At 68.2% G+C, this 23,976-nt stretch carries 20 protein-coding genes; 10 read left to right on the plus strand and 10 right to left on the minus strand.

The window, feature by feature from the left end; all coding sequences use genetic code 11:
- Positions 1 to 42 precede the first annotated feature (42 nt).
- The gene (locus QM841_RS03015; RefSeq protein ID WP_283330856.1) at positions 43 to 1,515 is read right to left on the minus strand and encodes a peptide MFS transporter; all 1,473 of its coding nucleotides are present in this window, start codon (positions 1,513 to 1,515) and stop codon (positions 43 to 45) included.
- Positions 1,516 to 1,571: 56 nt separating this feature from the next.
- A complete protein-coding gene (locus tag QM841_RS03020; RefSeq protein ID WP_283330857.1) occupies positions 1,572 to 1,952 on the minus strand; it encodes a DUF3054 domain-containing protein in 381 nt (126 codons plus the stop codon).
- Positions 1,953 to 2,261: 309 nt separating this feature from the next.
- Between QM841_RS03020 and QM841_RS03025 the strand changes: the two genes are divergently transcribed.
- The gene (locus QM841_RS03025) at positions 2,262 to 3,596 is read left to right on the plus strand and encodes a DUF1254 domain-containing protein (protein ID WP_283330858.1); all 1,335 of its coding nucleotides are present in this window, start codon (positions 2,262 to 2,264) and stop codon (positions 3,594 to 3,596) included.
- Between the two features lie 73 nt (positions 3,597 to 3,669).
- Here the strand turns inward: QM841_RS03025 and QM841_RS03030 are convergent, their stop codons facing one another.
- A complete protein-coding gene (locus QM841_RS03030; protein ID WP_283330859.1) occupies positions 3,670 to 4,224 on the minus strand; it encodes a YceI family protein in 555 nt (184 codons plus the stop codon).
- Positions 4,225 to 4,372: 148 nt separating this feature from the next.
- Positions 4,373 to 4,951 (minus strand): TetR/AcrR family transcriptional regulator, encoded by a 579-nt coding sequence (locus QM841_RS03035; protein WP_283330860.1) that lies wholly within the window; start codon positions 4,949 to 4,951, stop codon positions 4,373 to 4,375.
- 87 nt (positions 4,952 to 5,038) lie between these two features.
- Here QM841_RS03035 and QM841_RS03040 point away from each other — a divergent pair, with 87 nt between their 5' ends.
- Positions 5,039 to 5,869, plus strand: a complete 831-nt coding sequence (locus tag QM841_RS03040; RefSeq protein WP_283330861.1) for an alpha/beta fold hydrolase — start codon at positions 5,039 to 5,041, stop codon at positions 5,867 to 5,869.
- A 21-nt stretch (positions 5,870 to 5,890) separates the two neighbouring features.
- Here the strand turns inward: QM841_RS03040 and QM841_RS03045 are convergent, their stop codons facing one another.
- Positions 5,891 to 7,594 (minus strand): 2-isopropylmalate synthase, encoded by a 1,704-nt coding sequence (locus QM841_RS03045; protein WP_283330862.1) that lies wholly within the window; start codon positions 7,592 to 7,594, stop codon positions 5,891 to 5,893.
- A 168-nt stretch (positions 7,595 to 7,762) separates the two neighbouring features.
- On the opposite strand from QM841_RS03045, the gene QM841_RS03050 reads away from it, so the two are divergent.
- Positions 7,763 to 8,434: a FadR/GntR family transcriptional regulator gene (locus tag QM841_RS03050; RefSeq protein ID WP_283330863.1), complete on the plus strand. Its 672-nt coding sequence runs from the start codon at positions 7,763 to 7,765 to the stop codon at positions 8,432 to 8,434.
- A 32-nt stretch (positions 8,435 to 8,466) separates the two neighbouring features.
- Here QM841_RS03050 and QM841_RS03055 read toward each other — a convergent pair whose 3' ends face one another.
- Positions 8,467 to 9,600, minus strand: a complete 1,134-nt coding sequence (locus QM841_RS03055; protein WP_283330864.1) for a lysylphosphatidylglycerol synthase transmembrane domain-containing protein — start codon at positions 9,598 to 9,600, stop codon at positions 8,467 to 8,469.
- Positions 9,601 to 9,628: 28 nt separating this feature from the next.
- Positions 9,629 to 11,086, minus strand: coding sequence for an adenylate/guanylate cyclase domain-containing protein (locus tag QM841_RS03060; RefSeq protein WP_005258596.1), 1,458 nt, complete (start codon positions 11,084 to 11,086; stop codon positions 9,629 to 9,631).
- Between the two features lie 188 nt (positions 11,087 to 11,274).
- Here QM841_RS03060 and QM841_RS03065 point away from each other — a divergent pair, with 188 nt between their 5' ends.
- From QM841_RS03065 to QM841_RS03085, 5 genes are all read left to right on the plus strand, one after another.
- Positions 11,275 to 12,525, plus strand: coding sequence for an AI-2E family transporter (locus QM841_RS03065; RefSeq protein WP_283330865.1), 1,251 nt, complete (start codon positions 11,275 to 11,277; stop codon positions 12,523 to 12,525).
- Entirely contained in the window at positions 12,509 to 13,711 is a 1,203-nt protein-coding gene (gene macS / locus QM841_RS03070) for a MacS family sensor histidine kinase (RefSeq protein WP_283330866.1), read from the plus strand. The genes QM841_RS03065 and macS overlap by 17 nt, the downstream gene beginning before the upstream one ends.
- The gene (locus QM841_RS03075) at positions 13,704 to 14,372 is read left to right on the plus strand and encodes a response regulator (RefSeq protein ID WP_283330867.1); all 669 of its coding nucleotides are present in this window, start codon (positions 13,704 to 13,706) and stop codon (positions 14,370 to 14,372) included. Before macS ends, QM841_RS03075 begins: the two co-directional genes overlap by 8 nt.
- Positions 14,373 to 14,433: 61 nt before the next feature.
- Complete coding sequence (locus tag QM841_RS03080) at positions 14,434 to 15,084, plus strand: DUF1707 SHOCT-like domain-containing protein (RefSeq protein WP_280780624.1); 651 nt, start codon at positions 14,434 to 14,436, stop codon at positions 15,082 to 15,084.
- Between the two features lie 66 nt (positions 15,085 to 15,150).
- Positions 15,151 to 17,031 (plus strand): DUF2339 domain-containing protein, encoded by a 1,881-nt coding sequence (locus QM841_RS03085; RefSeq protein WP_283330868.1) that lies wholly within the window; start codon positions 15,151 to 15,153, stop codon positions 17,029 to 17,031.
- On the opposite strand, the gene QM841_RS03090 is transcribed toward QM841_RS03085, so the two are convergent.
- The 3 genes from QM841_RS03090 to trmB are packed head-to-tail and all read right to left on the minus strand — an operon-like array spanning position 17,006 to position 21,523.
- The gene (locus QM841_RS03090; protein WP_283330869.1) at positions 17,006 to 20,008 is read right to left on the minus strand and encodes an MMPL family transporter; all 3,003 of its coding nucleotides are present in this window, start codon (positions 20,006 to 20,008) and stop codon (positions 17,006 to 17,008) included. The genes QM841_RS03085 and QM841_RS03090 overlap by 26 nt on opposite strands.
- Before the next feature lie 10 nt (positions 20,009 to 20,018).
- Complete coding sequence (locus tag QM841_RS03095; RefSeq protein WP_283330870.1) at positions 20,019 to 20,750, minus strand: NYN domain-containing protein; 732 nt, start codon at positions 20,748 to 20,750, stop codon at positions 20,019 to 20,021.
- Entirely contained in the window at positions 20,747 to 21,523 is a 777-nt protein-coding gene (gene trmB, locus QM841_RS03100) for a tRNA (guanosine(46)-N7)-methyltransferase TrmB (RefSeq protein WP_283330871.1), read from the minus strand. Before trmB ends, QM841_RS03095 begins: the two co-directional genes overlap by 4 nt.
- Before the next feature lie 121 nt (positions 21,524 to 21,644).
- Between trmB and QM841_RS03105 the strand changes: the two genes are divergently transcribed.
- Both QM841_RS03105 and QM841_RS03110 read left to right on the plus strand, forming a co-directional pair.
- The gene (locus tag QM841_RS03105) at positions 21,645 to 22,514 is read left to right on the plus strand and encodes a hypothetical protein (protein WP_283330872.1); all 870 of its coding nucleotides are present in this window, start codon (positions 21,645 to 21,647) and stop codon (positions 22,512 to 22,514) included.
- Complete coding sequence (locus QM841_RS03110) at positions 22,511 to 23,959, plus strand: GTPase Era family protein (protein ID WP_283330873.1); 1,449 nt, start codon at positions 22,511 to 22,513, stop codon at positions 23,957 to 23,959. The genes QM841_RS03105 and QM841_RS03110 overlap by 4 nt, the downstream gene beginning before the upstream one ends.
- Positions 23,960 to 23,976: the final 17 nt, after the last annotated feature.

Here is a 23,976-nt window from a genome sequence, read left to right on the forward strand (position 1 = left end):
TCGACGCTCAGTGCATCGTCAGTGTCGTAATGCCGCCATGCGTCAGTGCACGCCCTTCATCAGACGCCGGATCCACGGGGAGCCGATGGCGAGGAGCACACCGACGGCGATCGAGCCCAGCCCGACCGCGGTGAAGTACGGGACTTCGTTGTTCTCGTCGTAGTAGCCGGCCAGTGTGCCCGCCATGGCGGTGCCCAGGGCGACGGACAGGAAGAACAACGCCACCATCTGGGTGTGGAAGGCCTCGGGCGCCAGTTTGGTCGACAGCGACAGCCCGACCGGGGACAGCAGCAGTTCGGCGAATGTGAACAGCAACAGGATTCCGGCCAGACCCAGCAGCGGTGCACTGTTCGCGCCGCCACCCGACATCGGGATGAACGCCAGGAACGCGATACCCATGATGACGGTGCCCGCCGCGAACTTGATCGGCGACGACGGCTGGCGGGGTCCGAGCTTCGTCCACGCGGCTGCGAAGACGCCCGCGAAGATGATGATGAAGACCGGGTTGATGGACTGCACCCAGGACGGCGGGAAGTCCCAGCCGAACAGATTGCGGTCGAGTCGCTTGTCGGAGTACACCGCGACGGTGGTGAACTGCTGCTGGAACAGCGACCAGAACACCGCGCTGGCGATGAACATCGGGATGAACGCGTAGACGCGGCTGCGCTCGACGGCCGTGATGCGGCGGCTCGACAACATGATCGCGAAGTAGCCGATCGCCGCGACGATGGTGAGGCCGACCACGATGTCCGACATGTTGGCCGCGGTGATCACCCCGGTCAGGGACAGGGCCGCAATGACCACGACCGCGGCGGCGCCGATCGCGATCCACTTGGGTCGCTGGGCGCGGGGGAGGGGATTGGGCGGTTCCGCGCCGATGCCGCGGAGGTGCTTGCGGCCGAGCGTGTACTGGATCAGTCCGAGCGCCATGCCGATTGCGGCGAGCGCGAAGCCGGCGTGGAAGCCGATGGAGTCCTGCGCCCAGCCCGTCAGCAGCGGGCCGACGAGGGCGCCGAGGTTGATGCCCATGTAGAAGATGGAGAATCCGGCGTCCCGGCGCTCGTCGTTTTCGTCGTAGAGATCACCGACGAGGGATGTGGCGTTGGCCTTGAGCCCGCCACTACCGAATGCGACGCAGACCAGGCCGATTCCCACACCCCACAGTCCCGGGAACACGGCGAGGGCGATGTGGCCGAGCATGACGAGGATGGCGCTGTAGAACAGGGTCCGTTCGGAGCCCAGGAGCCGGTCGGCGATCCAGGCTCCGAGAATGGTGGACAGATACACCGTTCCGCCGTAGGCGCCGACGATGCTGGTCGCGGACGATTCGGCGATTCCGAGGCCACCGTCGGCGGCCGAATAGTAGAGGTAGTAGATCAGGATGCCTTGCATCCCGTAGAAGGAGAATCGCTCCCACATCTCGACGCCGAACAGGTTCGCGAGGGCGAACGGCTGGCCGAAGAAGCCGCGGTCGGACCGCTTCTCGTCCCGGGCCGGATCGATGGTGTCACTCATGGGAAAACTGTCTCACCTCGAGCGGGTGTGCGTGTGCCGTCGGGGCGGATTCGCCGCTATCGGGTGGTGGCGCGCGACTTCGTCACGATCTTCGCGACGGCACGCCAGCCGAGGAGGACCACGGCGAGCACCGTGCCCGCCACGAGGACGAAACTGAACGCCGTTCCCTGGCCGCTGACGACGCGCAACAGCATGCTCACCGCGAGCGTCGACAGCCACACCACGATGCCCGTCGGGACGATGAGGAACGCGTCGAACTTGTCGCGGTAGAGCGCGACGGTGGCCAGCCAGCCGACCGCCAGGCCGGTCAGGAACGGCCACGCCGTGGTGGCCAGACCCGTCAGTGCGTTGGCTTCGTCGTGACTGCGGCGGCCGATGGCGCAGAACACGATCACGAGGACGACGTCCAGGACGAGCGCGGGGAGGTACTTCTTCACACGGCCAGCCTAGAGGTGGTGCCTTCTCACAGTTCCGGCCGATCGACTTCGCGAGACCGCGCCGGCCGGAACGCGTCGCGAGCTGACGGTCGTGCGGTCACCGATCGTGGAAGGGCACGGCGTTCATACGATGACGCGGTGCGGGTCGGTACGTGAGAACGTTCGCAGGTTCCTCATCCGCATCGGGTGATGCGGACCGGGGCTGATCACCGCAGTGTTGTCAATCGTAGGGCTCGCCCACAGTCGGGGCCGGTATGGAGACCCGACGCGTATCCGAGACGAAGAACAGGGACGAAGAAAAGGATTGCCGTGACGAACCAGACGTTGTCCGATCTGGCATCTCATGCCTACATCTACGGATTTCCCCTCGTCTTCAACGTGGACCAGGTCCACCGGTATGTCCACGAGGGAGTCGGAGCGAATCCCGCAGCAGGGTTCAACACTTTCAGCCACGCGCGAGCCTTGGCCGGCCCGGCAGACACGTTCGTGACCATCAACAACGACACCGTGTACTCGATGGCCCAGATAGATCTGTCCGTGGGACCTGTCGCCCTGCACGTTCCGGACACTGCCGGCCGGTACTACGTGCTGCAGTTCGTCGACGCCTGGACCAACAACTTCGCGTACGTGGGCCATCGCGCCACCGGCACTGCCGCCGCCGATTTCCTGTTGGTGCCGCCGGGCTGGAACGCCGGCGATCCGGGCGACGCCACCGTCATCACGTTCCCTACGACGATTGCCTCGATCGTCGGCAGGTGGGGATGCTCCGGCGACGACGACCTTCCTGCTGTTCATGCATTGCAGGATTCGACCACTCTGACCGTGCTCCACCCCGGCACCCGACCCGCGGGTCTCCCGTCGCCGGATCCGACGGTCGGCACCGACCTTCTGTTCTTCGAGAAGCTACGGCTGTGGTCACAGGCTTTCCCGCCGGCTACACGCGATCGCGCATTGCAGGACTCGTTCGCACCGCTCGGAATCGACCGATCCGGCCCCACTCCCTACTCGTCACCCGACGACGAGACGGCGGCAGCTCTGCGCGCAGGCTTGGCTGCCGGTCGTCAAAACCTGGACACGGCACTGACAAAGGGGTCGAGTCCCGAAGTCAACGGCTGGAAGCTGACGTTCCACGCCTTCGACTACAACCTCGACTTCTTCGAAGTCGGGGCGCTCGACGACGCACGATTCAAGATCGAGGACCCCACCTTGCGGATCATCGAGCGGGCTGCCGCAGCCAAGGGAGGGCTCTGGGGGAATCACCCCTACGAGGCGGCATACATCATGACCTACCTCGATGATCGGGGCCGGCAGCTCACCGGTTCGAATACGTACACACTCCGGCTCGACCCGACTCCGCCCGTTGACGCATTCTGGTCGCTGACCATGTACTCGGTGCCGGACTTCTTCCTGGTGAGCAACCCGATCAACCGCTATTCGATCGGTGATCGCACTCCCGGGATCGTGCGCGACGAGGACGGGTCGTTGACCATCACCATCAGCCACACCAAACCCGCGAGTGATGCCGCAACCGCGAACTGGTTGCCCTCTCCCGCAGGAGACTTCCGGCCCGTACTCAGAATGTACGAGCCCGCACCATCAGTGCTGGATCAGACGTACGTCGTCCCACCGATCACCAGAATCTGAGACTGCGAGCGGACGACAGTCCCAGGTCGTAACGGGCACTCGTTTCAGTACCACTTATATCGACGCCCATGGGTCAGGCCTGCAGGCCGGCCTCGATCTCGAGGGTGATGGTGATCTTGTCGCCGACGACGGCTCCGCCGCCTTCGAGGGGCATGTCGATGGTGATGCCGAAGTCCTTGCGGTTGAGGACGGTGGTGGCTTCGAAGCCGGCGACCGGGCCGTTGCCCATGCCGGGGTTGACGCCGTTGAACTCGAGGGCGAGCTCGACGGGGCGGGTGACGCCGTGGAGGGTGAATTCGCCTTCGACCACGTAGTCGTCGCCCTTGGGGCGGACGGCGGTGGAGGTGAAGGTGGCGGTGGGGTACTGCTCGGCGTCGAAGAAGTCGGCGGACTTGATGTGGGCGTCGCGGTCGGTGTTCTTGGTGTCGATGGACGCGACCTGGATTTCGGCGGTGACGGCGGCGGTGCCGTCCTCGGCGACGGTGATCGCGCCGGTGAAGTCGTTGAAGGTGCCGCGGACCTTGCTGACCATGAGGTGGCGGACGGAGAAGCCGACGGTGGAGTGGACGGTGTCGATGGCCCAGGTTCCGGCGGTGAGGTTGGGCAGGGTGGCGGTGGCGGTGGTCATGTGAACTCCTCGGATCGTCGACTCAAGTAGTTGAATGTTCAAGTTCTTGTATCTTCAACTATGAACCCGGTGAATTTCTTCCGCAACCCGAATGTGATGCATGTCACATGACGCACGTGAGTGGCACGGTGTGCCCGGGGGCGCTTTCTCACTCACGTGGGGGAAGGCAGGCGCGTGCCGCGGCGAGGACCGTGGCGCCGGCGGCGTCGAGCGGTTCGGTGCTGCGCAGTGCACGGGCGAGGACGAACGCCCCCTCCAGGCTGGTGACGAAGCCGAGGATCAGGCGCCTCGCATCGGCCTCGTCGAATCCGCGCTCGCGCAGCAGGGCGCTGCCTGAGTCGATCCAGCTCGTGAACACGTCGGCCGTGGCCACGCGAAGCACCTCGTTGGTGCTCGCGACCTCGAGTGCGACCGTGGCTATGGGGCAGGCGTCCGCGTAGTCGGTGGCCACCAGGGTCTCGCCCGCCAGCCGGAACCCGACCTCGATCCCCTCGAGGATGTCGGAATGTGCGTCGAGGATGGAGAAGACCAGCCGGGCGTACTCCTCGCCCGACGAGCGGATGACCTCTTCGCCGAGTTGCTGCTTGCCGCCGGGGAAGAAGTGGTAGATCGACCCGAACGGGGCGCGGGCCTCCGCGGCGACCTGCTTGAGTCCGGTCCCGGTGTAGCCGTTGCGGCGGAAGAGGTCGCTGCTGGTGCCGAGGATCCGGGCCTTTGTGTCGTTCACTTTTCTGCCCTCCGACCGTTGCGCTCGGTGCGTACCTCATCGTAACCTGATTCTCAGTAGAACGATCTATCAAATGGAGTGAGTGCCATGAAGCAGATCGAGCTCTCCGCAGGCACCGTCGAGTATCGGGACACCGGGGGCGACGGCCCCGTCCTCGTGTTCATCTCCGGCCTGACCATCGACGGCACCGTGTGGCGACACGTGGTGGAGCAACTCGCCCCGGACTTCCGCTGCATCGTCCCGAACCTCCCGCTCGGCGCGCACCGCATTCCGATGCGCGAGGACGCCGACCTCTCGTTACGCGGGCTCGGACTGCTCATCGGCGAATTCCTCGAACGGCTCGATCTCGCCGACGTCACCCTCGTGCAGAACGACTGGGGTGGCGCGCAGGTGCTGATCGCCCTCGGCGACTCGAGCCGCATCGGGGCTCTCGTCCTCACCCCGTGTGAGGCGTTCGACAACTACCCGCCCGGAATTCCTGGTCGCGCAATCGGTCTCGCGGTGGCGATCCCCGGTGGTCTCACGTTGGCCATGCACGCGCTGCGATTCCGGGCGATGCGACGGGCGCCCGCTGGCTGGGGCTGGATGAGCAAGCGACCCGTACCGAAGTCGGTGATGGACGGCTGGTTCCGGCCCGCGACCACCGACCGCCTGGTGCGACGAGATCTGCGCAAGTACACGACCTCGGTGCCGCCGAAATCGACGCTGCGGGAGTGGGCGGAAGCGAACCGCAGCTTCGACCGCCCGGTCCTCGTGCTGTGGGCTGTCGAGGACAAGGTGATGCCCCGCGACCACGGCCGGCGCCTGGCCGAGCTGTACCCGCACGCCGAACTGCAGGAGGTCGAGGACAGCTACACGTTGATGCCCGAGGATCGCCCGGACGTGGTCGCGGAGGCTTTGCGGCTTCGCCACCCGTGAGTACTTATTAACCGCGGGAGGTTAACAAGTACTCACGGCTCGATACACCGCCCGGATCGCGGAGGCCGTCACCGACTGGTGTGAGCCCATGCCCCACACCGTCCGATCCCCGACGCGGCACTCCGCCAACGTGATCGCCGCGCTGTCGCTGCCCGACCTCTGCGAGTGCTGGGTGAGGGAGAGGACGTCGACGTCCATGCCCTTCGACGTGAGGACGTGGGTCATCGCCTCGACGGGGCCGGTGGCGACCGCCTCGCCCGACACTTCCACGCCGTCGACGTCGAACACGACGAACAGCCGGTCGCCGTCGGGGCCGTGCTCGACGGACCAGCGGCCGAGGCCGCCCCGGTAGCCGTACTCGGCGCAGAACAGCGTCCACAGTTCCTCGGCGGTGATCTCGAGCCCCGACGAGTCCGCCGCCTCCTGCACCTTCGCAGCGAAGTCGATCTGAAGCCGCCGTGGCAGCGTGACACCGTATTCGCTCTGCAGCAGATGCGCGATGCCGCCCTTGCCGGATTGACTGTTGATGCGGATGACGGCCTGGTAGTCGCGTCCCACGTCCGCCGGGTCGATCGGCAGGTACGGCACCGCCCACGGTGCGCTCCCCGCATCCAGCCCGAGTGCCGCCGCGGACGCCCGATGCTCCGCGAATCCCTTCTTGATCGCATCCTGATGGGTGCCGGAGAATGCCGTGTACACGAGGTCGCCGCCGTAGGGGTGCCGCTCGTGAACGGGAATCCTGTTGCAGTACTCCACGGTTCGCCGCACCGTGTCGATATCCGAGAGGTCGATCATCGGGTCGACGCCCTGCGCGTGCAGATTCAGGGCCAGCGTCACCAGATCGACGTTGCCGGTCCGCTCACCGTTGCCGAACAGGCAGCCCTCGACCCGCTGCGCACCCGCCAGCACCGCCAGTTCGGCGCAGGCGACGCCGGTGCCGCGGTCGTTGTGCGGGTGCACCGACAGGATGACCGAATCCCTCCGCTCCAGATGCCGGTGCATGTACTCGATCTGGTCGGCATACACATTGGGCGTCGAGACCTCCACCGTGGCAGGCAGATTGTGGATCACCGGACGGTCGGGGCTCGCGTCCCACAGCCGGGTCAGGCTGTTGCACACGTCGAGCACGAAGTCCGGCTCGGTCAGGTTGAACACCTCGGGTGAGAACTCGAAGCGCCGGCCCGAATGGTCACCGGCGCCGCGTGCCACCTCCTGCGCTGCATCGAAGATCAACCGGTGCAGCGCTTTCCGATCCTTGCCGAGAACGACGGAGCGCCACGTCGGCGCCGTCGCGGTGTACATGTGCACCACGACGTTCGGCAGTCCCTCGACCGACTCGTACGTCCTGGCGATCAGATCGTCGCGGGCCGCGGTGAAGACGACGATCGTCACGTCCTCGGGCACCAGGTCCAGACGCACGAGGTCGCGGACGAAGTCGAAATCGGTCTGGCTCGCTGACGGGTATCCGACCTCGATCTCCTTGTAGCCGATCGAGATCAGCAGTTCGAAGAATCCGCGTTTGCGCTCCGGATCCATCGGCTCGGCGAGGGCCTGGTTGCCGTCGCGCAGATCGACGGGCACCCACAGCGGGGCGGTGGTGGTGCGTTGCGTCGGCCAGGTGCGGTCGAGGTCGGGGACGGGAACGCGGTCCCAGATCGCGCGGTAGCGATCGGAGGGCATCGGTGAGGGTTGCTGGGTGTTCCACGTGGGGGCGGTGCCGGTCATGACGGTCTTCTCCTCGGAAATGGGATGCACGAGACGACCGACGCGGTGAAACCCCGCGGCAGGGTGCCGGCCTTCAGGCCCCGCCGCGGCAGTGGAGGAGAAGTCCACGGAACGCCACGGCGCTAGACTAGGAGAAATTCACTCATCAGACAACCTGAGGAGTTCTGCGTGACTTCGTCGATACGACGCCACCTGCTGACGGACCAGGCGGCGGATCTGCTGCGCGCGCGGATCGCGAGCGGAGAATGGGAGGTCGGTGCCAAGCTCCCCGGCGAGACCACGCTGGCGGCCGAACTGGGCGTCGGACGGTCGACGGTGCGTGAGGCCGTCCGGATGCTCGCGGGCCTCGGCATGGTCGAGTCGCGGCAGGGGGCCGGCGTGTTCCTCCGCAGGTCGTCGCCACGGCAGGACTGGGACCGGGTGCTCCGGACCGAGGAGATCCGGCACGTCGTCGAGGTGCGCCACACCGTCGAGATCGAGGCGGCCCGACTGGCGGCGTCCCGGCGCGACGAGGCCGATGTCGCGGCGCTCCGTCGGGCGCTGGACGCACGGTCCGCGGCGTCCGGGGCCGGTGCTGCCGCGTTCGTCGACGCAGACATCGCCCTGCATCGCGCGGTCGTGGTCGCCGCGCACAACCCGGTGCTGACCGAGTTGTTCGAGACGTTCGTCCCCCGGCTGCGGGAAGCGATGCTCGATCTGACGGCGGCGCTGGACCTGAGTGCGGGCAACGAGCCCGACGCGGACGCTCACCGACTGCTGGTGGAGGCGGTCGCCGACGGCGACGCCGAGGAGGCCGTCCGGATCAGTACCGCGCACCTCGAGCGGCTTCGCCGCCCGTGAGTACTTATTAACCGCCGGCGGTTAACAAGTACTCACGGCTGGGAGTCGGGCTCGGGGTCCCCGGTGTGCTTCGTGCGCTTGGTGGTCGGTGACGATTGCTCCCGGCGCTCGAACTCGAGGTCCATCTCCAGGTCCTCGTGTTGGTTGTGCCGGAACAGGATGAAGAAAACCACCCAGCCGACGATCGCGACGAGGATGTAGCTCACGACGCGGTAGACGAACACGGCCGCGAGGGCCTGCGACGCGGTGGCTCCCGCCGCCGTCAGCGTCGCGATCAGGGTGCCGTCGACGAACCCCAGCCCGCCCGGGGCGAGTGGAATGCTGCCCACGGCCTTGGCCGCGGCGAACGCGATGAGCAGACCCGCGAACGACGGTTCCGCGCCCACCGCCCAGCACGCGAAACCGAGGCAGGCGACGTCGGCGAGCCGGTGCACCGCCGACCACCCGAACGTGATGACGGAATCCTTGCGGCTCAGCTCGACCGAATCGAGCTGGCTCAGGATTTCCTTCCACCGCTCGACGCCCGTTTCGGGGGGATTCTTGCGGAACTTGTTGTACCGGGTCAGCACCCAGTGTCCGATCGACTCGATCGAGTCGGGATTACGTGAGATGTAGCGCAGCCCGTAGAACAGGGCGAACGCGGCCACCAGCGACAGTGCCAGCGTGACCGGACTCACCTTGGTGCCCACCGCGAACGCGCCTGCGGCGCCGAGTAGTGCGAGGCTGCCCGCGGCGATCACTCCGGAGATCGCCAGCTGCCAGGACGCGACGATGGGGGTGGCACCCCATTTGCGGGTCTGCTTGTAGGTGAAGGCGGTGGAGAACACCTGACCGGCCGGCAGGCTCACGGCCATCGCGGTGCTCGCGTAGATCACCGACACCGACTTCAGCTGACTGACGACGACACCGCCCGCCTGCAGCAGGCGCTGCTGGACCGCGCCGTACCCGCTCAGGGAGACGGCCTGGGCTGCGATACATGCCGCGACCCACCCCCAGTGGATCTCGGTGAGTGCTTTCCACGAGTCGCTGAGCGTGGGCCACAGGTAGATGCCCTCGACGGTCAGCAGGGCCAGGAGGCCGGCGCCGAGTAGCCATTTGATCCACCAGTATCGGCTTCGCTGCCGAGGAGGCTCGGCAGTGGGCGGGTCGGATCGAGGCTGGGCCACCTGGCCAGCGTAACCAACGGGTAGCGGATTACTCCGGATAGTCCTCCGGCCAAGCCAGATGGGTGTTGCGGCGGCGGCCCCGCAACTGGACCTGTTCGCCGAGTTCCCAGTGCGCCTGTTCGTCGTCGTCCGCGAAATACAGGGCGCTCGTCGAGGCCAGCACGCGGCTGGGGTGGAGCTTGGCCAGTTCGGTGAGCCGCGACGCCTCGTTGACGGGATCGCCGATCACCGTGTACTCGAAGCGTTCGGCGGCGCCGATGTTGCCGGCGACGGCGAGGCCTGCGGAGACGCCGATACCGACGTCGAGGCCGGTGATCTCGTTCAACGCGAACCGCAGTTCCCGGGCCGCCGCCAGCGCCGCCGTCGGTGCGTCGGGGCGGTCGAGCGGGGCGCCGAAGATCGCGAGCGCCGCGTCACCCATGAACTTGTTGACGAAGCCGTGGTGCCGGTCGATCACGTCGACGACGACGCGGAAGAACTCGTTGAGCAGGTTCACGACTTCGCCGGGGGGACGCTCCGCGGCGGCACCGGTGGAGCCGACCATGTCGACGAACAGCACCGCGACGAACCTCGTCTCTCCGCCGAGTTCGGTACCGAACTGCAGTGCCCGCCGCGCGACGTCCTCACCGACATGCTGGCCGAACAGTTCGCGCAGCAGCCGCCGTTCGTCCGATTCGCGCATCATGCGGTTGAACCCGACCTGCAGTCGCCCGATCTCACTGCCGTCGAACACCTCGACGCGGACGTCGGTGGCACCGCGCTGGACGCGTTCGATGGCCCGCCGCAGCTGTTTGATCGGGTCGGAGATCTGGCTGGCCGTCAGCATCGACAGCGCGAACGCCTGCGCGATCGCGATGATCGACAGCAGCATGATCGCCCACGCGAGCGCGTTCGGGGAGAACACCAGGTCGGTGGTTATCTGCGTCACGCACAGCAGGATGATGCCGATGACGGGCATCAGCGTGCCGAGCCCCCACGTCATGGCCATCCGGGTGCCGACGCCGGGCGCCATGGTCCGGTCGAACTCGCCCTCGCTGAGCGCGCGGGCGGCCACGGGACGCAGGATGCGTTCGCCGAGCATGTACGTGAAACCGAACGTCGTGGTCGCGGCCATGCAGACGGTGACGATCACCGCCACCGCGAGTTCCGGCATCTCGGTGATGGTGAGCAGCACGAAGATGATGCCGCCGAGGATCCACAGCACCAGGTGCACGATCGCCTGCCGCAGCGGTGCGTGCAGCGCCGACATCTGCTCGCTGCGCGTCGGCGGACCCCCACGCAACTGCCAGCGGACGACCGACCTCAGCATCATCGCGGCGGCCGTGAGACTCACCACTGCGGCGAATGCGAGGTAGCCACCGAAGATCGCGACGTTGCGCACCCGGTCGGCGATGATTTCCTGCGATTCGGGGATCGGCACGCCGTACCGCACGAACGCGAAGACGAGGATGGCGCCGATGAAATTGGCGAGGAGCATCGAAACCATATAGAGCGGCCATCTGCTGCGGACCGTCGCCGCGATCGCTCTATAGGATTTCCGCACGCCGTTCAATTTAGCGGGGGGTGTACCGGGTGGCGTAGGACACGTCCCCTAAAGGGCGCATATGCGTGCCCCGCGTGCGTGTTTCCCACGCGAATCGCCCGGCACTGTCCGAACCTCGATACGCTCCGCACGTGAACGCGAACGAGCAACGCTCGGACACTGCCGCGGTAACACAGGGCGGGGGCCATCCCTCGGCGTCCGTGCACCCGGTGGTGCGGGTGGCGGCCGAATGGACGTGGCGGCTTCTGGTCATCTTCGCGGGCCTGCTGACCCTCGGCTACATCGTGACCAGGCTCGACACCGTTCTCATCCCGGTGGGTCTGGCGCTGCTCTCGTCGGCGCTGCTGCTGCCGCTCGTCGACTGGCTGCAGGCCAAGGGCGTGCCGCGGTCGGCTGCCGTCCTGGTCGTCCTCATCGGTTCGATCGGCATCGTCGCCGGGATCATGACGTTCGTCGTCGAGCAGTTCATCGAAGGTCTCCCCGGCCTCACCGAACAATTCGAGGCGAGCGTCACACAGATCCAGGGATGGCTCACCGACGGCCCGTTGCACTTCAGCGAGGATCAGATCCGGCAGGCTGGCGACTCGGTGGTGAAATCCATCCAGGACAACCGCCAGCAGCTGACGAGCGGGGCACTGACCACCGCCACCGTCGTCGGCGAAATCTTCACCGGTGCCCTGCTGACGCTGTTCACGCTCATCTTCTTCCTCTACGGCGGATCTCAGATCTGGGAGTTCGTCACCCGCCTCGTCCCCACCGCGTCACGGCGACGGGTCCGGCTGGCGGGGAGTCAGGGGTTCGGCTCGCTGATCGGGTACGTCCGGGCGACGGTGGCGGTGGCCGCCGCGGACGCCATCGGAATCGGCGCGGGACTCGCGATTCTGGGGGTTCCACTCGCCCTGCCGCTGGCGTCGCTCGTGTTCATCGGTGCGTTCATCCCGATCGTCGGTGCGTTCCTCACCGGGTTCCTCGCGGTACTCGTCGCCCTCGTCACCAAGGGATTCCTCACCGCGCTGATCGTGCTCGGCATCATCATCGGGGTGATGCAACTCGAGGCCCACGTGCTGCAACCCCTGCTGCTCGGCCGCGCGGTCCGGTTGCACCCGCTCGCAGTGGTGCTGGCCATCACCACCGGCATCGTCCTGGCCGGGATCGTCGGCGGCCTCCTGGCGGTGCCGATCGTCGCGCTGCTGAACACGGCGGTGCGCTCGCTCATGTCCGAGGATCCCGACGCCACCTACGACGCACTCGAGGTCGACGACCCGGCAGTCCCGCTCTATCCCGCCGAGGCCGACGGCCCGCACCCGCCGCATCCCGCCGACCCGCATCTCGACGACCCGCATCTCGACGGCACAGCGCAGACCCATGACCGACCGGAATGAGCACCGCACCCGCCTGCACTACCGGCCGCGGGCCGCGACCGAGCTCGACACCCAGCCGGACGCACCGCTGTGGCGGGCGGCGCAGGCCTTCCGCCTCGTCACGCTGGTGTACGCGATCAGCTACCAGATCGTGTCGGTGCAGTACTACACCCATCAGCGGCTGAGCTGGTTCCTCGTCGCCCTGATGGCGGTGTGGTCGGGACTCTCGGCCGTCCTGCTGTCCCACGGGAAGGTCCCGCGCTACCAGGTGGTGATCGCCGACCAGCTGATCGTCATCGCCCTCATGGCGTCGACTCGCCTTGTCTCCGATCACGATTGGTACAACCACCATCAGACGCTGCCGACGACGCTGTGGGTCACCAACGCGGTGATCTCCGCCGCCGTGTTCGGCGGTCCGTGGCTCGGGATGGCGTCCGGTGTGCTGATGGCGACGGTGAGCGCGGTGGTGCGCGACCAAGTCAACCTCGACCTCTGGCGGGACGCGACGGCGCCCGTTCTGGTGTCGGTGGGTCTGGCACTCGGGCTCGCCACCACCACCGCGAGGCGTGCGCAGGCCCAGCTGGAGCAGGCCGTGCGGTTGGCCGCCGCCACCGAGGAACGGGAACGACTCGCCCGCGAGGTACACGACGGCGTCCTGCAGGTGCTCGCGCTCGTCCGTCGCCGCGGCAACGAGATCGGGGGACCCGCAGCCGAACTCGCGGATCTCGCCGGCGAGCAGGAGGTGGCGCTGCGCATGCTCATCTCCGAGCAGGGCGCCGGTGTGGTGTCGGATCTGGGTGGAAGCGCGATCGATCTGCGACTGCTGCTGGGCACGCGGGCGAGCACCACCGTGTCCGTGTCGACCCCGGCGGATCCGGTGACGATCGAGCGCGGCCGGGCGACGGAACTCGTCGCAATCGTCGACACCGCACTGTCCAACGTCGCACTGCACGCGGGGACCGGTGCCCGGGCGTACGTGCTGCTCGAGGATCTGGGCGACGAGGTGATCGTCAGCGTCCGCGACGACGGCAGCGGAATCGCTCCGGGACGGCTGGCCGAAGCGGAGGCCGAGGGTCGCATGGGAGTATCGAAATCCATTCTGGGCCGCGTCGGTTCGCTCGGCGGCACCGCCGAACTCGACACCGAACCTGGTCAGGGCACCGAATGGGAGATCCGCGTGCCGAAGGGAGACGAAACGCATGGGTGACACGGAGACTGACGAGCAGATCACCGTGATGGTCGTCGACGACCACCCGATGTGGCGGGACGCCGTGGCCCGCGACCTCGAAGGCGCCGGGTTCACCGTGGTCGCCACGGCCGACGGCGTCGCCGCCGCGGGACGTCGGGCGGCGGCGACCCGACCCGGTGTCGTGCTCATGGACATGCAACTGCCCGACGGGAACGGTGCCGCTGCCACCGCCGCCGTCCTCCAGGTGTCGCCGGACAGCCGGGTGCTGGTGCTGTCGGCGTCGTCCGAGCGTGACGACGTCCTCGACGCCGTCAAGGCCGGTGCGTCCGGGTACCTCGTGAAAAGCGCGTCCGTGGAGGAGCTGCTGGACGCGGTGCGGGCCACCGCGGCCGGGCAGGCGGTGTTCACTCCGGGGCTCGCCGGACTCGTGCTGGGGGAGTACCGCCGGATGTCGAGTGCGCCCGCCGGCGAGCAGGGTCCTGCCGTCCCCCAACTCACGGAACGGGAGACCGAGGTTCTGCGGTTCGTCGCGAAAGGGCTCAGCGCCAAGCAGATCGCCACCAAACTGTCGCTGAGTCACCGCACCGTCGAGAATCACGTCCAGGCCACGCTCCGCAAGCTGCAGCTGGCCAACCGCGTCGAGCTGACCAGGTACGCCATCGAGCAGGGCCTCGAGTAGCCGTGAGTACTTGTTAACCGCGGGCGGTTAACAAGTACTCACGGGCGCTAGCCTTGTAGGTATGGAGGCACGGGACCTACGCGTATCGGATGCGGAGCGCGAACACGTCGGCGAATTGTTGCAGCGGGCGGTGGGCCAGGGGATGCTCTCGCTCGGTGAGTTCACCGAGCGGATGGACACGGCACTCGCCGCGAAAACACGCGCGGAACTGAACGTCGTCCTGGTGGATCTGCCGGGAATCCAGCTGATCTCCGAGTTCACGCCGCCGCCGTACCCCGACCAGCCGTACGTGTCTCGCCCGGCGCCGCCGGTTCCGCCGGTCGCGCACCGGTTGCCCGCGCCGCCGCCGGGCGACGTCATCCGGGGCCGGATGTCGTCAGTCAGCCGCACCGGCTCCTGGAACGTTCCCCCTGCCCTCGAGGTGAACACCCGGGTGTCGACGGTGACGCTCGACTTCACGCGGGCCGTCATGTCCACGCAGGTGGTGCACGTGACGATCGACGACTACGCGAGCACGATCTCGCTGGTCGTGCCGGAAGAGGCGACGGTCGACCTCAACGGCGTCGAAACGGTCGGTGGTTCCGCGACCAACAAGGTGCGGACCGGCCCTCCCATCGGCCCGCTGCACGTCGTCGTCCGGGGCAAGGTCAGGTTCGGGAACGTGACCGCCAAACACCCGTTCGGCACCTCGATTCGCCGAATGTTCGGGTAGCACGACGCAGGCCTCTCGAGTAGGCCTACTCATGTGTGGGGGCCGTCGCCGCAGGACGATTGATCCATGTCCACACCTGGTACTCCTTCGATAGACCCGCGGCTGGTCGCGCAGCTTTCCGGCGACTTCTCGGCGCTCGGGCAGCAGATGCGCCACGTGGGTGAGAACCTCGCGGTCCTGCAGGCTCAGCTCGCAACCATCCAGAGGCCCCAACCGCAGCCCCAGCCCCAACCGCAGCCGGCGCCGCAGCCGATGTACCGACCACCGGTGCCGCAGGCACCCCAGGTCGCCCAGCCGCCGCCACCCGTACCGGCCGTCCCGTACCGTCCCGCTCCGCCGCCACCGCCCCGGGCGGCTCGCGAACCCTGGTGGCAGCGCGACGGGGTGATCAGCCGCGTGCTGGCCGTCGCGGGTGTCGCCGTCACTCTGATCGGTGTCGTGATGCTGCTCGTGCTGGCGGCGCAGGCCGGCTTCTTCGGTCCGGAACTGCGCGTCGCGGCGGGCGGGTTGTTCTCGGCCGGTCTCGTCTACACCGGTGCCCGTGTCTTCGGACGGCCCGGCGGCCGGGTCGGCGCGATTGCGCTCGCAGCAACGGGTATCGCCGGCGCCTACCTCGACGTCGTGGCCGTCGCGGTCGTCTATCACTGGTTGCTGCCGGTGCTCGCGATGGTCGTGGCACTCGGGATCGCGGGAGCCGGTGTCGCACTCGCGGTGCGGTGGGGTTCGCAGCCCCTCGCGCTGCTCGTGGTGACCGGCGCTGCCGTGCTCGCACCCGTCCTCACCGACGGCATCACGCTCACCCTCATCGGGTTCCTGTTCGTCATCCAGGTCGCCAGCTTCCCCGCGCAACTCGGTCGCGACTGGCTGTACCTGGCGGTCGCGCGGACGTGCCCGGTGGTGATCGCGTTGCTGATCGCGATCGCGAGTTCCGGACTGTCCGACCGGCCGGAGAGATTCTGGCTGCTCGCGTCCGCCGCACTGGTCGCCCTGTTCGGGCTCGTATCGTCGATCATCCTGTTGCGCAGCAATTCTCGTGACGTCACCGCGACCGCGATGATCGTCACGACGGCCGTCCCGACGCTGGTGATCGGCCACCTCTTCGACCGGCTCGGGTCCACGGTGATCGCGCTGGTACTGGCCGCAGCGATGTTCGCCGCGTTCGCGGCGGCGCGGTCGTTGCCGCGACACGCACGGATCGCGCTCGCGGGCGTGGGTACCCTAGCTCTGCTCGAGGCCTGCCTCATCGGATCGAGCGAAGACCTCGCGCCGCTCGTCCTGCTCGGGGTGGCGGCACTGTTCCTCACCATCGGCGGGCAGGCGGAGTCGCGGATCGCGTACGCCGTCGGCGCAGTCTTCACCGTCGTCGGCGGATTCGCCTTCGTGATCACCGCGCCGCCGTTCGTCCTCGTCGACGAGTACAGTGCGCTCGACTCGCTCGGGGTGACCACGGTGCTGTCCTCGCTGGTGCTGGCGGGAACCGTGTTCCTGTTCGTCTGGTACGCGCACACGCTGAAACTGTTGAGCGACAGCACCGCCCAGCCGTGGTGGGTGCTCGCCGGACTGGTGATCCTGTACGCCGTCACCACTGCGACGGTGTCCGCGGGCACGGCGCTCACCGGGACGTCCGCAGGATTCATCGCCGGACATTGCGCCGCGACCATCGCGTGGATGGCGGCGGCGACGGCGGCACTGGTGTTCGGACTGGCCCGCCGCGACTACGCGCACACGGCACTCGGCGTCGGGCTCGGACTGACCGCTGCGGCGCTGGCCAAACTGTTCCTGTTCGACCTGGCCACCCTCGACGGCCTGTTCCGCGTCCTCGCGTTCCTCGTGGTCGGCCTGCTGTTGCTCCTCGCCGGCACCCGCTACGCGCGTGAATTCGCGGAGCGGGAGGCCGGACGGGGAACGCCGAACGGCTCCGTCAGCGCCGGTTCTGCCGAGCGATGAGTTCGCTGACGCTGACGGCGTTGCCGTCGTCCGCGCGGTGCCTGCCGCTCGCGGCGTCGTCCGGATCGACGGGCGGCTCCTCGACGCTGCGGCGGCGCGAGCCGTTGGCCGGCGTTCCATTGGCAGGGGCGCCGTTGGACGGGGTTCCGTGCGCAGGCGAGCCGTTGCTGCGCCTGCCGCCGTTCACGGGTTCCGAAGGCTCGGCGGCACGACGCCTCGACGGAATCGGCGGCACCGGGCGGGCAGGAGACGACTGGGGGGTCTCCTGCTCGTACGGTGCAGGCACCGAGCGCGGCGAGCGGGTCGGCAGTGACGGCGCCGACGCACTGGGTCGCGGTTCGGCGGGCGAGGAGATCGGCCGCGGTTCGGCGGCCGACGTGGACCGGAGGTCCGCGAGCCAACTCTCGATCGGACGTGACTCGGTGGCCGGACCCGGGGCCGGGGCGGGGGCCGCCGGACGGGGCCGCGGAGCAGGACGCGACTGCGGCGCGGGCCGCGACGGGGGTGCGGGGCGCGACTGCGTCGGGGCCGGACGCGGCGGAGCAGCCTGCGGCAGCACCGTGGTCTGCGGTTCCGCGGTCGGCGTGTCCTCGATCTCCTCCGGTGCCCGAGCGGGGCGGCCGGTCGCCGAGCGGCGGGCCTCGTTCTGCGCCCGGCGTGCCTTCGCGTCGTCCTCGGACATCTTCGCGGCCAGCGCCCGCGCGGTGACCAACGGGATCGGCTCGGTGAGCGGTTCCGGTTTGCGGGGTGCGGGCGGCGCCGCGAGCTTGCGCTGCGGCGGGACGGCACCGATCGGGGTGAGCTCCGGGACGTCGGTGGGCATCAGCTCGTTGTCGAGGATGGGCTCACCGAGACCCGTCTTCTCCTGGATTCGCTTCATCCACGCCGGCGCCCACCAGCAGTCGTCGCCGAGGAGTTTCATCGTGGCCGGCACGAGGAACATACGGATGAGGGTCGCGTCGATGATCAGCGCGGCGATCATGCCGTAGGAGATGTACTTCATCATCACCAGTTCCGAGAACCCGAACGCACCGGTGACGACGATGAGGATGAGTGCGGCCGCGGTGATGATGCGGCCCGTGTGCGCCGTGCCGATGCGGATCGACTCCGTCGTACTGGCCCCCTGCGCCCGCGCCTCGACCATGCGCGAGAGCAGGAACACTTCGTAGTCGGTGGACAGGCCGTACACGATCGCGATGATCAGCACCAGCACCGGCGACATGATCGGGCCGGGGGTGAAGTTCAACCACTCCGAACCGTGACCGTCGATGAAGATCCACGTCAGGATGCCGAGCGTGGACCCGAGGCCCAGCGCGCTCATCAACGCCGCCTTGATCGGTAGCACCAGCGAGCCGAACGTCAGGAACATCAGCAGCGTCGTCAGGACGAGGACGGAGATCACCATCGTGGGCAGGTGGTCGAGCAGCGCGGCGATACTGTCCTGCTCGATCGCCGGGGTACCGCCCACCAGCACCTGCACGCCGTCCGGACTGTCCATGGCGCGCAGATAGTCGATGGTCGGCTTGGACTCGTTGCGGTCGACGAGGCCCGCCTTGAGGACGACCACACCGTCCTTGGCCGCACCCTCCGGGGTGAATCGCTCGATCAGCCCCGGCGCGCCGCTGGCTTCTTTGATGATCTGGCCGAGCGCCTTGTTGTCGGCGTCGGACACAACCAGCTTGACCGGTTCGGTGCGCAGGTTCGGGAAGATCTCGTCGAACTGTTCCTGCGCGGCTCGCGTCGAGCTGTCCGGGGGAAGGTAGGTCTCGTTGATGCCACCGAACTTGATGCCTGTGAGGGGCACGATCAGCAGGAGCAACCCCACGACGATGGGGATGGTGACTTTGAGCGGGTTACGCATCACCCAGCGGGTGAGCCGGCCCCAGATGCTCGCCTCGATCTCTTCGGTGTTCTTGGTCTGACGGAAACGGTCGAGGCTGAGGGCGTCGATGCGCTTGCCGAGGATGCCGAGGATCGCGGGCAGGATCGTGATCGACGTCAGCGCCGCCAGGCCGACCGTGGCGATGGCGCCGTAGGCGACGGACTTCAGGAAGCCCTGTGGGAACAGCAGCAGACCGCCGAGGCTGGCGACGATCATCGTCGCCGAGAAGACCACGGTGCGGCCCGAGGTCATCACCGTTCGGCGGACGGCGGAGCGGGTGTCGTACCCCTCCGCCATCTCTTCTCGGAACCGGCTGACGATGAACAACCCGTAGTCGATGGCCAGACCGAGCCCCACGAGGGAGACCACGGGCGCGACGAACGAGTTGACCTCGGTGAAGTTGGTGATCAGCCGGACGACGCCGTTGGCCCCGACCACGGTCAGGCCGCCGATGATCAGCGGCAGCGCCGCCGCGACGACACCACCGAACACGAAGAACAGCAGGATGCCGACGGCCGGGATCGCGAGGATCTCCATTCGCCTGATGTCCTTGGCCATCGTGTCGTTGAGCGCACCCGACACGGGCTGGAGGCCGGCGAGCTGCACGTCGACGCCGTCGATGTAGAACTCGTCCTTGACGTCGCGGAAATTGGCAGTGACCTCGGTGTCGTTGTCGCCGACGATCGCGATGCTCTCGATCGCGTGCTGCTTGTCGGCGTCCGCGGCGGACGCCAACTGTGGTGCGTTGCCGACCTTGAAGTAACCGCCGTTGATCTTGAGGATCTTGTCCGGGTGTTCCGCGGCCAGCCGCTCGAGGTTCTCGACGACCTTCGCCTGGAACTCGGGGTCCTCGATCGTCTTGCCCTCGGGCGCGGTGTAGAGCGCCACGACGTCGCTGTTGGTGTCGCGACCGAAGGTGCCGTCAGCCAGCTTGGCCGCGGCGACCGACTCCGAGCCCGGATCGTCCCAGCCGCTCTGGCTGAGATGCTTCTCGAGGCCCAGGCCGTACGCGGCCGAACCGAGCAACAAGGCAACCATGATGCCGATGACGGTGAATCGGGCCCGGTAGACGACGCTTCCCCAGCTCGCGAACACTGATCAACTCCTACTCGGCAGCACTCTTCCGCCCGACGAGCAGGGCGGAAAGCGGTCGGAACGGCTGCAACCAGGCACCCTCGTCGGGCAGTGTGTCGAGGCTGACCCGAGGGAGTGGCTCCCGGAACACGCCGGGGATGTCCTCGAGATCGACGAAGTCCAGAAGGTCGGACGCGACCGCCCAGCTGGCGTGCTCGCGGAACCCGAGTATCTGGACCGGAATGCCGGTCGCGGCGATGTCCTCCAACGGTTCGCGAAACGCTTGACCGTCGGCGGAGGCGACCATGACACCGGCCAGCCCCTCGCCGTGACGAAGGGCGATGTGGTCCAGCATGTCGGAATCGACGTCGCTGTCCTCATCGATCTTCGGCTTGGCGAACACCGCGAAGCCCACATTACGCAAGGCTTCGACCCACGGTCTCACGACATCGGCGCTGCCAGCCGCGATGTTGGTGAAGACCGTCGCCTCGGGTTCGAGTGTGTCGGTGCCGGACGCGGACAGTTCCGAGGTCCGGGAGAGCAGCCAGCGGCCGAGTGCGTCGAATCGTGGCCGGTAGGCAGCCGTGGGCCGGCCGCCGAGGATGGCGCCGAGACCCATGTCGAGGTTGGGCGCGTCCCAGACGAGAAGGACCCGCTTCTGGTGGCGTCCGTCACGTGCACCCACCACGGGAGATCCTGACGACACCGCGGTGCCTGCCGGGACCGCACCGGCTATGTCGGAGTACTGCTCGCTGACGCTCATGACCTGATCTTCCCCCAAATCAACTCGGTGATCGCACTGCCGACCTGGTGGGCCTTGTCCTCGAACTTCGTCACCGGGCGCTCGTGCGTCATCGGCGATTCCCAGTCGAGGGAGGTCAGGAGGGGTTCCGCGTTGCCTGCCTCGGCGATGGCCTCGGCGTACTCCGCGTGATCTGTTGCGACATGCAACACACCACCGGCCTTCAGGCGGCTCGCGATCAGGGCGAAAGTGGGGGACTGCAGTAGGCGCCGCTTGTGATGGCGGGCCTTCGGCCACGGGTCCGGGAAGAAGACACGGACTCCGGTGAGCGATTCCGGTTCGATCATGTTCTCCAGGACATCCATGGCGTCGCCGCGCAGGACCCGGATGTTCGGGATTTCGTCCCGTTCGATCTGTTGAAGCAACTGTGCGAGCCCGGGCCGGTAGACCTCGACGGCCATGAGGTTCACGTGCGGTTCGGCCTTCGCCATCGCCGCGGTGGCGGTGCCCGTTCCCGAGCCGATCTCGAGGATCAGAGGGGCGTCACGGCCGAACCACGACGGCGCATCCAGGAGATGGTCCGAGACGTCCGCGCCGATCCGGGGCCATTGCCGGTCCCACGACTCCTGCTGCGCAACGGTCAGAGCGCCCCTGCGCGAGCGGAAACTTGTCACCCTCGGGTGGAGACGGGACCCCTTCGAGTCCTTCGTCTGCCCCTCCTCGGGGACGGCGGGTGCATCCTGATCAGCGTGGTTCACCGGACCATTGTCACGCATGAGGGGCGTTTCTGGCATACGGGTCTGAAGTTCACCTTGAGACTTTTTCGGTAATCCGGTGCCCAGCCTGCACGGTTGCCCACGCCGATTCGGGGTCGGTCTGACAGAATCGGCGCGGGACGAAGGGGGTGACTGCGTCATGGGCACTGCAGATGCCGGGGGCGGGGAACTGGCGGATCTCGCCGAACTTGTGGCGGCACTGGACGGGGTTTCCGGTGACCGTGTGCGCGACGCCGTGGCCGCGTTTCGGGCGCCGATCCGGGTCCAGACCGCGGGTCGAGCGGGTGTGGGCAGGTCGACCGTCGCCGCGGCGCTGACCGCGAACGGGATCGCCGGCGCCGTCGTGGAGGAAGCGGACGCCGTCGACGTGCCCGGCGCACCCGACCCCACGCTGGACGGCGACGTCGTGGTCTACGTCCTCGTCGAGTCGGTGCGCGACGCCGATCGGGACGCCGTGCGGACGCTGGACCCGGCGCAGGCACTGTTCGTCCTCAACAAATCCGACACGTTGGGCGCGTCGCGCGCGGCGGCCGACGCCTGGGCGACGGCGACCGCGCGTGCCGCCGAGTGCTCGGACGAAGGCGGCCTCCCGACTCTGCCCCTCATCGGAACGCTCGCAGGAACGTCACCGGAGTCCGGAATCGACGCGGTGTCGGCTGCCGTCACCGACCGGGTCGCACGCACCCGGGCGCGCCGCGGCGAGACCCTGCTGAACGCGCTGCGGTCGCAGGCGGCGCGCAGCCCCGCGTCCCGCGACGCGCTGGAGCGGTACCTCGCCGGCGACCATGCCGTCGCGCTCGCCGCCGCCGCGGCCCGGCTTCATCTCGACGACTGCGCCGCGGAGGCGCCGGAGCCACCGCGCAGCGCCGCGGACGCCGCCCGGTGCGCGGACTGGTGGAGGGCGCAACTCGCCCGGCAACCGACGGCCCGCCGCCGCCGGGCGGTCGTCGACGTCCGGCGTCACTACGTTCGCATCTGGCAGCAGCTGAGCGGCAGCCCCGGAACGTGACGACGCAACAGCTGTCGGATCTGCCCGCCGAAACCGTCGACGTGGTGACGCGATGGAACCCGGACGGCGTCGCCCGCCTGAAGTCCGGTGAAGCCCCGCAGCCCGGTGTCTTCGTGGCGGGGCCGCGGCGCGCCGGGAAGTCCACGCTCGTCGGCGGGCTCCGCGCACTGGACGCATCCGCGCTCGCGTTCGTGGAGGACCCGGTCGACGCCCGAGTGATCCTGATGGTGCTCGATGCCGCGGCACCACTCGGACGGGAGGAGCTGTCCGTTCTCGACGTCGTCGCGCGACCGGCCCGTCCCGTGGTCTTCGCGCTCACCAAGACCGATGTCCACCGGAACTGGGCAGGTGTGAGCGAACGCGACCGGGCCCTGCTCGCCCGGCACTCGGCGCGATTCGCCGACGTGGAGATCCACCCGGTGGCGGCGGGTGACTCCGGGGCCGAGGCGCTGCTCGCGGCACTCCTGCGCGCCGCCCGCGCCCACACCCCCGACCCGCGCTCCGCCACCGAGACCGTGCTCGAGCAGACCCGGCGGATGATCGTGGCCACCGCCCGGTCCGTGCGGGAGACCGAACCCGGCGCCGAACTGCGCGCCGAGCGGGTTCGCGCGCTGACGCTGCGGGACGGCAGGCGCACCGAACGGGTCGCGCAGCTCCGCGGTCAGGTCCAGCTCGCGAAGGTCGAGTTGATGCACGAGGTGGCCGCCCAGTGTCGCGCGGCCGGCACGACCGCACGCGCCGAGATCGACCGCGCCGGCCGCGGGACGCTCGAGGGTTACCCCGACCGGCTCGCCGAGATAGTGCGCGAGAGAAGTGGTGCGGTCGATGCCGCGGTCACCGCGCGCCTCGACGACCTACGGTCGCGGGTCGGCGTCACCGTGGCCGCGCCCGAAAGCGACGTTCCGCTGCCGGAGCCGGTTGCGCCGGACGGTCTCGAACCGCGACACCGCGGACTCGAAGACCGGATGACGATCCTGATCGGTGCGTCCGCCGGGCTCGGTCTGGGCAGGCTGGTGGTCTCGCCGCTGTCGATGGTGCCGGCGCTCGACATCGCGACCATCCCGCTCACCCTCGCGCTGGGAGCCGTGGCGGCGTGGTGGCTGACGCGGGCGCGCGGGCACGTCGCCGAACGCGCTCACGTGCGGCAGTGGGCCGCCGACGCGTTGGTGCACGTGCGGTCCCAGTGGGAGCAGTTCGTCCTCGGCCGGCTGCTGGCGGCCGAGGCTCAGGTGAGTGAGGCGATCATCGCCGAGAGCCGGGTGTGCGCCCGGGACGTGGAGGAGCGGGTCGCGCAGATCGACGGCGAACTCCGCCGCCTGGCCGCGAGACGCAACGGGCAGCTGTCGTCCTGCGAACGCGACGTCGGGGCCGTCGATCGGGGTCTGCAGGAGGTCCGCCGGCAGCCGGGGGAACCGAATCGCCGCACCGAACGTCTGAATACATAGATGCCTGACCGAGGTTC

This window comes from Rhodococcus sp. IEGM 1307, from assembly GCF_030056915.1.
In the GTDB taxonomy this organism is placed as follows: Bacteria; Actinomycetota; Actinomycetes; order Mycobacteriales; family Mycobacteriaceae; genus Rhodococcus_F; species Rhodococcus_F opacus_D.

Excerpts from the sequence above, each read along its gene's own strand:
- QM841_RS03015 (WP_283330856.1), bottom strand. The coding sequence starts at position 1,515 with ATGAGTGACACCATCGATCCGGCCCGGGACGAGAAGCGGTCCGACCGC.
- QM841_RS03030 (WP_283330859.1), bottom strand. The coding sequence starts at position 4,224 with ATGACCACCGCCACCGCCACCCTGCCCAACCTCACCGCCGGAACCTGG.
- QM841_RS03040 (WP_283330861.1), top strand. The coding sequence starts at position 5,039 with ATGAAGCAGATCGAGCTCTCCGCAGGCACCGTCGAGTATCGGGACACC.
- QM841_RS03045 (WP_283330862.1), bottom strand. The coding sequence starts at position 7,594 with ATGACCGGCACCGCCCCCACGTGGAACACCCAGCAACCCTCACCGATG.
- QM841_RS03060 (WP_005258596.1), bottom strand. The coding sequence starts at position 11,086 with ATGGTTTCGATGCTCCTCGCCAATTTCATCGGCGCCATCCTCGTCTTC.
- macS (WP_283330866.1), top strand. The coding sequence starts at position 12,509 with ATGACCGACCGGAATGAGCACCGCACCCGCCTGCACTACCGGCCGCGG.
- QM841_RS03075 (WP_283330867.1), top strand. The coding sequence starts at position 13,704 with ATGGGTGACACGGAGACTGACGAGCAGATCACCGTGATGGTCGTCGAC.
- QM841_RS03080 (WP_280780624.1), top strand. The coding sequence starts at position 14,434 with ATGGAGGCACGGGACCTACGCGTATCGGATGCGGAGCGCGAACACGTC.
- QM841_RS03085 (WP_283330868.1), top strand. The coding sequence starts at position 15,151 with ATGTCCACACCTGGTACTCCTTCGATAGACCCGCGGCTGGTCGCGCAG.
- QM841_RS03095 (WP_283330870.1), bottom strand. The coding sequence starts at position 20,750 with ATGAGCGTCAGCGAGCAGTACTCCGACATAGCCGGTGCGGTCCCGGCA.
- trmB (WP_283330871.1), bottom strand. The coding sequence starts at position 21,523 with ATGCCAGAAACGCCCCTCATGCGTGACAATGGTCCGGTGAACCACGCT.
- QM841_RS03105 (WP_283330872.1), top strand. The coding sequence starts at position 21,645 with ATGGGCACTGCAGATGCCGGGGGCGGGGAACTGGCGGATCTCGCCGAA.